This is a genomic window from Streptomyces sp. NPDC060028 (genome assembly GCF_042736725.1).
In the GTDB taxonomy this organism is placed as follows: Bacteria; Actinomycetota; Actinomycetes; order Streptomycetales; family Streptomycetaceae; genus Streptomyces.
This window is the reverse complement of the sequence record NZ_JBHWVJ010000153.1, coordinates 1-8,559: the sequence shown is the minus strand read 5'-3', so window position 1 is coordinate 8,559 and position 8,559 is coordinate 1. Positions and strand designations below refer to the sequence as shown.

Annotated in this window: 10 protein-coding genes; 5 read left to right on the top strand and 5 right to left on the bottom strand. The window is 73.5% G+C overall.

What is annotated here, in order from left to right:
* Positions 1-132: 132 nt before the first annotated feature.
* Positions 133-783: an HAD family hydrolase gene (locus ACFWBF_RS36735; protein ID WP_385609181.1), complete on the top strand. Its 651-nt coding sequence runs from the start codon at positions 133-135 to the stop codon at positions 781-783.
* A 12-nt stretch (positions 784-795) separates the two neighbouring features.
* On the opposite strand, the gene ACFWBF_RS36730 is transcribed toward ACFWBF_RS36735, so the two are convergent.
* Positions 796-1,056, bottom strand: a complete 261-nt coding sequence (locus ACFWBF_RS36730; protein ID WP_385609180.1) for a hypothetical protein — start codon at positions 1,054-1,056, stop codon at positions 796-798.
* Positions 1,057-1,231: 175 nt separating this feature from the next.
* On the opposite strand from ACFWBF_RS36730, the gene ACFWBF_RS36725 reads away from it, so the two are divergent.
* On the top strand, positions 1,232-1,615 hold the full coding sequence (locus ACFWBF_RS36725; RefSeq protein WP_329824936.1) for a cold-shock protein: 384 nt from the start codon (positions 1,232-1,234) through the stop codon (positions 1,613-1,615).
* A gap of 68 nt (positions 1,616-1,683) precedes the next feature.
* On the opposite strand, the gene ACFWBF_RS36720 is transcribed toward ACFWBF_RS36725, so the two are convergent.
* From ACFWBF_RS36720 to ACFWBF_RS36705, 4 genes are all read right to left on the bottom strand, one after another.
* Entirely contained in the window at positions 1,684-2,568 is an 885-nt protein-coding gene (locus ACFWBF_RS36720) for a 1,4-dihydroxy-6-naphthoate synthase (protein WP_385609179.1), read from the bottom strand.
* Positions 2,549-3,280 (bottom strand): futalosine hydrolase, encoded by a 732-nt coding sequence (locus ACFWBF_RS36715; RefSeq protein ID WP_385609178.1) that lies wholly within the window; start codon positions 3,278-3,280, stop codon positions 2,549-2,551. Before ACFWBF_RS36715 ends, ACFWBF_RS36720 begins: the two co-directional genes overlap by 20 nt.
* Before the next feature lie 13 nt (positions 3,281-3,293).
* On the bottom strand, positions 3,294-3,779 hold the full coding sequence (locus ACFWBF_RS36710) for a DUF2771 domain-containing protein (RefSeq protein ID WP_385609177.1): 486 nt from the start codon (positions 3,777-3,779) through the stop codon (positions 3,294-3,296).
* Positions 3,780-3,843: 64 nt separating this feature from the next.
* Positions 3,844-5,208 (bottom strand): MFS transporter, encoded by a 1,365-nt coding sequence (locus ACFWBF_RS36705; protein ID WP_385609176.1) that lies wholly within the window; start codon positions 5,206-5,208, stop codon positions 3,844-3,846.
* Between the two features lie 356 nt (positions 5,209-5,564).
* On the opposite strand from ACFWBF_RS36705, the gene ACFWBF_RS36700 reads away from it, so the two are divergent.
* From ACFWBF_RS36700 to ACFWBF_RS36690, 3 genes are all read left to right on the top strand, one after another.
* A complete protein-coding gene (locus tag ACFWBF_RS36700) occupies positions 5,565-6,473 on the top strand; it encodes a DUF3027 domain-containing protein (protein ID WP_385609175.1) in 909 nt (302 codons plus the stop codon).
* A 212-nt stretch (positions 6,474-6,685) separates the two neighbouring features.
* On the top strand, positions 6,686-6,904 hold the full coding sequence (locus ACFWBF_RS36695; RefSeq protein WP_385609174.1) for a hypothetical protein: 219 nt from the start codon (positions 6,686-6,688) through the stop codon (positions 6,902-6,904).
* A 128-nt stretch (positions 6,905-7,032) separates the two neighbouring features.
* Entirely contained in the window at positions 7,033-8,523 is a 1,491-nt protein-coding gene (locus ACFWBF_RS36690) for an SPFH domain-containing protein (protein ID WP_385609173.1), read from the top strand.
* Positions 8,524-8,559 lie beyond the last annotated feature (36 nt).

Here is an 8,559-nt window from a genome sequence, read left to right as displayed (position 1 = left end):
CCTCAAACGCCGGCGGGGCTGGATTTTGGCTGATGCGCGGCGAAATCCAGCCCCGCCGGCGTTCGAGGCGCAGGGGTCCGGGGGCGGTCCGGGGGCCGGCCCCCGGTGGATCCGGCTACCCGGCTCGGCACAATGGCCGGTATGAGCCCCGAGAGCACCGCCACCCCAGTCCTCACCGTCGGCTTCGACCTCGACATGACCCTCATCGACTCCCGGCCGGGCATCAAGGCCGCCTACCAGGCGCTTTCGGCCGAGACGGGCACGTTCATCGACGCCGACGAGGCGGTCACGCGGCTCGGGCCGCCGCTGGACGTGGAGCTCGCGCACTGGTTCCCGGAGGCGGAGATCCCGGCCATGGCGGACCGCTACCGGGAGATCTATCCCACATACGCCATCGAGCCGACCCCGGCGATGCCCGGGGCCCGCGAGGCGATCGAGGCCGTCCAGGCGCTCGGCGGCCGCGCGATCGTGGTGACGGCCAAGCACGAGCCGAACGCCCGCCTCCACCTCGATCACCTGGGCATCGAGCCGGACGCGGTCATCGGCTGGCTGTGGGCGGAGGCCAAGGCGGGCGCGCTGCGCGAGTACGGGGCGCAGATCTACGTCGGCGACCACGTGGGCGACGTACGGGGCGCCCGCGCGGCCGGCGCCCTGGCCGTGACGGTCCCGACGGGCCCGTGCGGGGAGCCGGAACTGCGGGAGGCGGGCGCCGACGTGGTGCTGGCGGACCTCACTGCGCTGCCGGCCTGGCTGGCGGAGTACACCCGCACGCAGCAGGTGTGACGGCCGGGGCGGCTACGCCTGGGAGGTTCGGGCGTCCCTGCGCTGGGCGGCCGCCGAGCGCAGCACGCCCGCGGCCGAGATGGCGAAGCCGACGCCCATGAGCATGCACACGGCCCACGCGTACGAGGGAAACGGGTCGACGTCCAGGAACAGCGGCGTCATGGTGGCCAGCGTGGCCACGGCCCCGACGATGAACACGATGCCGCCGGCCTTGACGAGCGCGTCGCCGGGCCGCGCGTCGTCCGCGTGCTCGGGCTGAGGAGTAACAGTCACCTCACCAGGGTAGTTCCCTGGCCGAAGCGGACGACCGCGAAGGACCGGGGAACGTCTTGTCACTCGTCCATGGACCATTAGCCTGGAGGTGGCGGGTCGGTGACCCGCTGTACTGCTATCCGGGGCCGTTTCCAACGGTCTTCGGACCCGACGAGCACAAGGACAGAGGACGGACGTGCCTACCGGCAAGGTCAAGTGGTTCAACAGTGAGAAGGGCTTCGGCTTCCTCTCCCGTGACGACGGCGGCGACGTCTTCGTCCACTCGTCGGTACTCCCCGACGGGGTGGATGCCCTCAAGCCCGGCCAGCGCGTCGAGTTCGGCGTGGTGGCCGGTCAGCGCGGTGACCAGGCACTTTCCGTGACGGTGCTGGACCCGACCCCCTCGGTCGCGGCCGCGCAGCGGCGCAAGCCGGACGAGCTCGCCTCGATCGTGCAGGACCTCACGACCCTGCTGGAAAACATCACCCCGATGCTGGAGCGCGGCCGCTACCCCGACAAGGTGCACGGCGCGAAGATCGCCGGACTGCTCCGCGCGGTGGCCGACCAGCTCGACGTCTGACCTTCCGCACGCACGGTGCCCCGCCACTCGAACGAGTCGGCGGGGCACTGTCGTTGCGGCCGCCGGGCCTACGGGAAGGCCAGCGCGTCCGGACCGATGGCCGGAACAAGTCCCTCTGCGGCGGCCCGCGTCAGCAGCCCGCGGACGGCCGCGTAGCCGGCGTCGCCGAGGCCGGCGGTGAACTCGTTGACGTACAGCCCGATGTGCTGGTCGGCGACGGCCGGGTCCAGCTCCTGCGCGTGGGCGCGTACGTACGGGCGGGAGGCCTCCGGGTCGTCCCAGGCCATCCGCACCGACGTACGGGCCGACTCGGCCAGCGTGCGCAGCACGTCGGCGCCCAGCGAGCGCTTGGCGATGATCGCGCCGAGCGGGATCGGCAGGCCGGTGGTGGACTCCCAGTGCTCGCCCATGTCGGCCAGGCAGTGCAGCCCGTAGTCCTGATAGGTGAACCGGGCCTCGTGGATGACCAGTCCGGCGTCCACCCGTCCGTCGCGCACGGCGGGCATGATCTCGTGGAACGGCAGCACGACCACCTTGCCGACGCCCGCGGGCAGCACGTCGGCGGCCCACAGCCGGAACAGCAGGTAGGCGGTGGAGCGCTCGCTCGGCACGGCGACGGTCTTGCCGGTGAGGTCGATCCCGGGCCCGTGCGTCAGGCCGCGGTCCTTGACGAGCACGAGCGGGCCGCAGCCGCGCCCCAGCGCGCCGCCGCACGGCAGCAGCGCGTACTCGTCGAGCACCCAGGGCAGTACGGCGTACGACACCTTCAGCACGTCCCGCTCGCCGCGCTCGGCCATGCCGTTGGTGATGTCGATGTCCGCGAAGGTGACGTCCAGGGCGGGCGCGCCCGGGATCCGGCCGTGCGCCCACGCGTCGAAGACGAAGGTGTCGTTGGGACACGGCGAATAGGCGATGCGGAGCGGGTGGCGCGGGTCAGTGGTGCTGTTGCTCATGCTGTCCTCCCCAGTGGGCGAGTACGGGGCCCAGTACGCGCATTCCCTCGGCCAGCGCCGCCAGGGCGTCCCCGATCCGCCAGGCGGCACGGTCGCGCGGGCCGACGGCGTTGGACACGGCGCGGATCTCCAGCACGGGCAGCCCGTGCGCGGCCGCGGCCTCCGCGACCCCGAAGCCCTCCATGGCCTCGGCACCGGCGAGCGGGTGCCGGGCGGCGAGCTCGGCGGCGCGGGCGGCGGTGCCGGTGACGGTGGAGACGGTGAGCACGGGCGCCAGCAGCGCCCCGGTCGCCTCGGCGGCGCGGGCGGCGAGCTCGGCGGGCGGCAGGTGGACGCTGTGGCCGAAGCCGAGCGCGGTGACGTCGAGGAAGCCGTCGGGCGTGTCCGCCCCCAGGTCGGCGGCCACGATCGCGTCGGCGACGACGAGCGAGCCGGGCGGGGCGGCGGGCGCGAACCCGCCGCCGATGCCGGCGGAGACGACGAGGCCGTAGTCGGCGAGGGCCAGGGCGGTGGCGGCACCGGCGGCCGCGGCCGCCGGTCCGACGCCCCCGACGAGCACGTCGAGGGCGATGCCGGGCAGGTCCCGGCGGCGGACGAGATAGCCCCCGGGCAGCGCGCGCGGCTCAGGGCCGGGAGTGTCCGGATGAGGGGTGAGACCTGTGACGACGGAGTCCGCCTCCGCCGTCACCGCGGTCACGATGAGCGCGCGCACCGTGGGTACGTGACTACTTGAGCTTGATGTTGAAGGCCCAGACCGCGAGCGGCTTGCCGTCCGCGCCGACCTGGACGATGTGCAGCTTCTTCGAGGCCGGGGCCTCGCCCTGGCCGCCGGTCGCGAAGATGTCGGCGCCCGGGAAGCTGCGGTAGGTGTTCGCCGAGGGCTCGGTGATCGGCTGGCCGTCGAGGACCGCCTGCCACTTCTTGCCGTCCTCGACGACATCGGGCTCGACACCGAGGCGCAGGGTGTCGCCACGGCCGTACTCGACGGTCTTGGCGTCCTTGCTGTTGGCGAGGCACTCCTGGACCTTGTCCGGGGAGAGCTCCGTGCCGTCGTGGCAGGCGGCCTCGGTGGACACCGACGAGGTGCCGACCGTCACGGTCGCCAGCGGTGTCGGCTTGTCGCAGGCGGAGAGGAGGAGGAGGCCGGCGGAAACGGCTCCGAGGGCCGCGACGCTGCGGCGGGCCCTACCCGAGAAAAGCGGTGCGGTCATGAGCCGAAGGCTATCTGGCCCGTAGGCCGAGCCGCTGCACGGGGTCCCACGGTGTGGCTCGCCGTCATGCCACCCGCGGCCGGGAGGAGTGGTGCTGCTGGTGGCGGGGGGAGGCGAGGAGGCCGCGGACGGCCATGACGGCGCCCAGGGCGACCACGCCCGCGGCGACGGCCATGCCCAGGACCCCGTTCAGCGGCAGGGCGATGCCGATCGCGCCGCCCAGCACCCACGCCACTTGGAGCAGCGTCTCGGAGCGGGCGAAGGCCGAGGTGCGCACGGCCTCGGGGACGTCGCGCTGGATCATCGCGTCCAGGGACAGCTTCGCCAGGGCCTGGCAGAAGCCGGCCGTCGCGCCGAGTACGGCCATGAAGACCCCGCTGAAGAAGACGGCCGCCATGATCGCCACGCCGAGCGTCAGGCACAGCACGGCCGCGATGATCGCCTCGGGGGCGCGGGCCCGGAGCCAGGCACCCACCGCGGTGCCGCAGGCGTTCCCGACGCCCGCCGAGACGCCGACGATGCCCAGGGACACCGCCGCGCTCTGCCCGGCGAGCGGATGCTCCCGCAGCAGGAAGGCCAGGAAGAAGATCAGGAACCCGGACAGCCCGCGCATCGACGCGTTCGCCAGCAGGCCGCACAGCACCGACTGGCTGACCGTGCGCAGCCCCGGCCGCTGCGAGTGCGCCTCGTGGGTGGACAGCCGGGCCCGGCGCTCGCCCTTCGCCTCGTCCACCTTGTGCGGCAGCGAGAACGCCGCGAAGGTCCCCCAGATGAAGATGGCGCAGGCCCCGTACAGCGGCCACGGCGGCCCGATCGTGTGCAGGCCGGCCCCCACCGGCGCGGCGGCGCCCGTGGCCAGCAGGCCCGCCAGCGTGACCCGGGAGTTCGCCTTGACGAGTGAGAATTTGGGCGGCAGCAGCCTCGGCACCACGGCGCTGCGTACGACGCCGTAGGCCTTCGAGGCGACCAGGACGCCCAGCGCCGCCGGGTACAGCTCCAGGCCGCCCGTCGCGACCGCGCCCGACATCATCACGGCCAGCAGCGCCCGCGTCAGCATCGCGCCCGCCATCGCGGCCCGCCGGCCGTGCGGCAGCCGGTCCAGCAGCGGGCCGATCACCGGGGCCAGCAGGGTGAAAGGGGCCATCGTGATCGCCAGGTACAGGGCCACTCGGCCGCGTGCCTCGTCCGTGGGCACCGAGAAGAACACCGTGGAGGCGAGCGCGACCGTGATCATTACATCGCCCGCGCCGTTGATGGCGTGCAGTTCGATCAGCTTGCCGAGGCCCGATTCACCGGCCCCGTGCGCGTGCGTGGCCCGCCGGATCCCGCGCGCCGTACCGGTGAACGGCCGGTGCAGGGCATGCCCGACGGCCCGGCCGGCCCGCCTGGCCGGTCCCGAGCCGCCAGCGGACGACCGTACGGGTGCCACCTGGCCATAGTGCCGTACTCGGCCCTCGCGGACCCCCTGCGGCGCGTCTCGGGCGCGTGGCCGATCGGGGTCCGGGCGGTGGGCATGTCCGCGAATCGGACCTTGCATGTGGGCCGAAGGCGCCGGAGGAGGTAGCGTGCCTAGCGCGCCACCGGCGGTTGCTCTTGGCCGCGCGCCTCTTCGCGATCCCGCAGAATGGATAGCAGGTAGGTGCGCCCGAGGCCGATCGGGTGCGGACGTCGACGCGGCCCTCTGGTCCGCTCCGCCCGCGCCTCGTACGGACAGGACCGACGGGTCGTTGTGGACGACAGTACGGACGGCGCACTCGTGAGACGGCGTAGGAGAGAACGAGACCTGTGAGTGCTGCGACGACGCGAAGCCGTACCCCCGACCGCCTGTGCGCCGAGGCGGTAGACCTCGCCCGCGCGGCGGCCGAGGAAGCCGCCGCCCCCGGAGTGGTGGGCGAGCACGTCTCCACCGTTTCCGAGGGCGACCGGGTCGTCACGCACTTCTTCGAGTGCAAGGACCCGGGCTACCGCGGCTGGCGCTGGGCCGTCACCGTGACGCGGGCCTCCCGGGCGAAGAACGTCACCCTCGACGAAACGGTGCTGCTTCCCGGCGAGGACGCGCTGCTGGCCCCCGAGTGGGTGCCGTGGAGCGAGCGGCTGCGGCCGGGCGACATGGGTCCGGGCGATCTGCTGCCCACCGACGCCGAGGACCTGCGGCTGGAGGCGGGCTGGTCGGGCGAGGACGCGCCGCCGCCGAACTCGGTGGTGTCCCCCGAGATGGCGGAACTGGTCGAGGCGGAGGACGCGGACGTCACCGACCGCGCGGTGGTCCCGGTGCGCGGGTCCATCACCTCGGTCGCGGAGGAGCTCGGCATGCGCCGGGCCCGGGTCCTGTCCCGGTACGGGCTGCACACCGCGGCCGACCGCTGGGACGAGTCCTTCGGCGCGAAGACCCCGATGGCGCAGGCGGCCCCCGCCTCGTGCGTCTCCTGTGGCTTCCTGGTCGCGATCGGCGGCTCGCTGGGGCAGGCCTTCGGTGTCTGCGCGAACGAGTTCGGTCCGGCCGACGGCCACCTCGTCTCCCTGTCGTACGGCTGCGGCGGCCACTCGGAGGCCGCGGTCATGCCGAAGCCGCCCCGGCCGGCGCCGCCGGTGCTGGACTCGATGGCCTCGGACGAGTTCCCCCTGCGCCCCACCCCGGACACGGGCTCGCTCTCCCCGACGGACCTCTCCGAGGCGGACCTCGGCCACAGCTAGTGCTGCGACCGGCCACAGCACTAGGAGCCCGCACGGCGCCGCTGCCGGGCATCAGCCACAACTCAGCCCCGTCGGCGTTTGGGGGGCGGGTCCGGGCGGAGCCCCGGGGTCGCCGCGCCCGGTCGGGTGACCCGGGGGGCGTCCCGGGCGGGCGCGTGATCCGCCGGGCGGTACGCGTACCGCCCGTGAGGTGCGCGGCGTACCCTCGGCCCATGGGGGACACGGACATGGTGGGACTGGACGGCCGGGTGACCGGGACGGTCGGGCCGGGGCTGGTGGGCGAGGTCATCGTGCGGATCCGGGGCGGGGCGGAACACTTCCTCGCGCATCCGGCGCCGGGGACCGGCAGGCTGGCCGTCGGGACGGTGGTGACGGTCGTGGAGCACCTGCCGCCGCGCACGGTGTACGTGATGGCCGCCTACGACAACTGAGCCCCCTCGCCACCTGTGCGTATCAAGATGGCGACAAGATTGCCCAGCCGTCTTCTCCGGCGCCGCGGACAGGCGCACACTCGCCCTCGTCGGTGTCGAACGGCACCGCGTCAAAGGGGGAGTTGCCGATGGCTATCGGCGTCGTGGCGGGCATCGTTGTCGCCGCAATCATGGTGTTGGTCGGTCTGTTCAAGCTCATGTGGCGGGTGGCCGAGCCCAACGAGGCACTCGTCATATCCGGCTCCGCGCACAAGACGGAGGGGCTCGGCGAGGGCATGGGGTTCCGGATCGTCACCGGGCGCGGAACCCTCGTACTGCCCGGTGTGCAGGCGGTGCGGAAGATGTCCCTGGACCTCAACGAGACGCAGCTGCTGGTGGACTGCGTCACCCACCAGGGGATCCCGCTGCGGGTCAAAGGCGTGGTGATCTTCAAGGTGGGCGACGACTTCGTGTCCATCGCCAACGCCGCCCGCCGGTTCCTGGACCAGCAGAAGATGATGCCGGAGCGGGTGCACATCGTCTTCGCCGGCCATCTGCGGTCCATCGTCGGCGGGTTGACGGTCGAGGACATGATCCGGGACCGGGAGAAGCTGACCGGCCAGACCCGGATGGCCTGCGGTACGGAGATGGAGAAGCTCGGCCTGATCGTGGACTCGCTGCAGATCCACGAGATCGAGGACCCGACGGGCTACATCAAGAACCTGGCCATGCCGCACGCGGCGGCGGTCCAGCGGGACGCGCGGATCGCGCAGGCCGACGCGAACCTGCTGGCGACCGAGGCCGAACAGGCCGCCTTCGCCCGGATGTCGGAGGCCACCCGCGACAGCGAGATCCTCCAGGCCGGCTACCAGGCCGAGCGGGACAAGGCGGCCGCGACGGCCCGCCAGGCGGGCCCGCTCTCGGACGCGGCCGCGCGGCAGGAGGTCGTGGTCCAGGAGACCCGGGTCGCGGAGCTGGAGGCGAACCGGCGCGAGCAGCAGCTCCAGGCGGACGTACGCAAGCCCGCGGACGCGGCGGCGTACGAGACGCGCACCCGCGCCGAGGCGGACCGCGACGCGCGCATCTCCGCGGCGCAGGCCAAGGCGAAGGAGACGGAACTGGCGGCGGCCGCCGAGGCGACCCGGGTGACGACGGCCGCGGCCGCCGACGCCCGGGCGACGGAGGCGCGGGGCCTGGCGGCCGCGAAGGCCACCCGGGCGACCGGTGAGGCCGAGGCGGCGGCGACGCAGGCGCGGGGTCTGGCGGAGGCCGCGTCGGCCAAGGCCAAGGGTCTGGCCGAGGCGGAGGCCATCAAGGCGCGGGCCGCCGCGCTGGCGGAGAACCAGGAGGCCGTGGTCGCGCAGCAGTTGGCCGAGAACTGGCCGGCGATCGTGGAGGCGGGCGCGGCGGCCTTCGGGAACGTGGAGCACATGGTGCTGCTCAACGGCGCCGAGGGGATGGGTGACATGTTCGCCAAGGCCCTCACGATGGGCGGCACGGGCCTGGGCCTGGCGCGGCAGCTGCTCGCGTCGATGTCCCAGCAGGCCCCGGGAGCCCAGCAGGCTCCCGCCCCCGCCGCTGCCCCTGTGAACGCCAAGAGCCCGCTCCAGGCGCAGATCCCGATCGACGACCGGGCGTAGTCCCGTTCGGGCCCGGCGCGGCGCACTTCGGTGCGC